This is a genomic window from Uliginosibacterium paludis (assembly GCF_039631355.1).
Lineage (GTDB): Bacteria > Pseudomonadota > Gammaproteobacteria > Burkholderiales > Rhodocyclaceae > Uliginosibacterium > Uliginosibacterium paludis.
This window is the reverse complement of record NZ_JBDIVF010000026.1, coordinates 1-2,034: the sequence shown is the minus strand read 5'-3', so window position 1 is coordinate 2,034 and position 2,034 is coordinate 1. Positions and strand designations below refer to the sequence as shown.

Sequence of the window (2,034 nt, the reverse complement as noted above, 5' to 3'; positions counted from 1 at the left end):
GAGATCTCGCGAAAGCGCGCAACCGCTTCGCCCAGCGAGCGCACCGTCGTCCGCACGAACAGCCAGGCCACCGCTACACCCAGCACGAACAGCGCAAGCGTGCCGGCAAACAGCTGCAAGGCCTGCCCGCGGATGCGCTCGATACGCTGGCCAAGCAGCAGGTCGATCTGGCCGGAGACGGCGTCATAGAGCGCGTAGGCCGCATCCACCGCGGCACTGCCCTGCTTGTGGAAGACGGCCGGATCGATCTCGGCACGGGAGGCGCCCAGTACGCGCGTCTCCACGAGCTTGTCGAAGCTGCCCAGATTTTCCTTGAGGCTGGCGAGCGGCGCGGCTAGCGGCGCCTCCAGTGCAGGCAGCCGTTGCACGGCGTTGCCGACCGAGGTCTCGATCCGCTCCATCTGGCGGTCGGCCATGGCCATGCGCCCGTTTACGTCAAACTTGGAAGGCAGGTCGAACGCGTTGCGCAGGAGCATGGAAGCGCCCAGGCGGCGGCTGAAGGCCACATGTGTGGCCAGCTCGGGCGCGGTGATGATGCCGGCGGTCACAAGCCCGAGGGTGACCGGGTCCGCGTCGCTGGCCAGGCCCGACTCGGACGCGATCCGCACCATCAGCGCGTTGACGCGATCAATGACAGCGGAATGCCGCTCGAAAGATTCGTCCACGCTCAGCTTGCTGTCAGCTGCCAGCAGGGCTTCAGCATCCTGCCGGATGCCGGCCCACACGCTGGATACCTCCAGCCGCGCGTCCAGCGTCGCGGTCCGGTCGCCGACCTCCCGCAGCTTGCCCTGCAGCGTGCGCGCAATGCCGGGCAGTGCTGCGGCGCTCGCCGTGTTGCCGACCTTGGCCTCGCCGCTGCGACCGCGGTGATTCTGCAGCGCAGGCAGGAGATCGCGCAGCTCATGGTGATAGGCCAGCCCCTCACGCTCGAAGCGCGCCGCATCGAGCGACTCGCTGAACTTGCTCCAGGTGAGCGCCAGCGCGATCACCAGCGGAATGAACAGCAGCAGGCCGACCAGACCGAACTTCGTGCGCATCGGAGCCTGCTCGTGGATGCGCCGGATGATGTTGAGCCGGCTGAAAAGGCTCGCGCGCCGCACGACGCCTTCGCGCATCTGCAGGGCATGGCGGCCTTCATTCATGCGCCGGTAGAGCTGCTCGGCGTGCTCCACCTCCTTGCGGCTGGGCCGGCTGCGCACCGAAAGATAGCCGGTGATCTGGCCGCTTTCGCGGACCGGTGTGACATCGGCATGCACCCAGTAGTGGTCGCCGTTCTTGCAGCGGTTCTTGACCAGGCCGCTCCAGGGTTTGCCGCTTCTGAGCGTGCGCCAGAAATCCTGGAAGGCCGCCGATGGCATGTCCGGATGGCGCACGATGTTGTGAGACTGCCCGATCAGCTCCTCCGGCGTAAAGCCCGAAATCTGGATGAAATCGTGATTGACGAAGGTGATGCGCCCGTCAAGATCGGTCCTGGAGACGATGAGTACATCGTCGCCATAATCGACTTCATGACCGGTGACCGGGAGATTCACTTTCATGTCGGGCTCCTGCAGATTGGCCTCAAAAACCGTGTTTCAGACTGCTTGCGACGGCAGCTGTCCGGCCAGGCTCACACCTGACCGGACTGCCGCCGAGCACTCAGAACTCACTCCAGGACTCGTCCTCTTCCGCGCCCGCCGCGGCATGAGCCGGGACGACGTGACGCACGGCAGGGCGGCTCACGCTGCGAGCGGGAACCGGTACCGGTCGTGAGGGCGCGTGATGCAGTGCGGGCCGCGGCGCTGCAGCAGCCGGCTTCGCCGGCGCTTCCAGCGTGGGCGTACGCGCGGCCTGCAGGGCTTCCTCGTTGAGCTTGAAGCGGCGCACGATTTCGAGCAGCGTGCCGGCCTGGCCGGAGAGTGCTTCGGCCGACGCTGCCGCCTGCTCCACGAGTGCCGCGTTCTGCTGGGTGGTCTCGTCCATCTGCGTCACCGCCACGCTCACCTGCTCGATGCCGTTGCTCTGCTCCAGGGACGCCGCCGAGATCTCGTTCAT

The 2,034-nt window shown here is 66.6% G+C and carries 1 protein-coding gene and 1 pseudogene; both read right to left on the bottom strand.

Annotation, left to right across the window (positions count from 1 at the left end):
• Nucleotides 1–1,538 (bottom strand): PAS domain-containing protein (locus ABDB87_RS20495; protein ID WP_345930568.1); only part of this gene is annotated, 1,538 nt, incomplete at its 3' end.
• A gap of 100 nt (nt 1,539–1,638) precedes the next feature.
• Nucleotides 1,639–2,034 (bottom strand): annotated as a pseudogene (locus ABDB87_RS20490) (methyl-accepting chemotaxis protein); the annotation flags it as partial.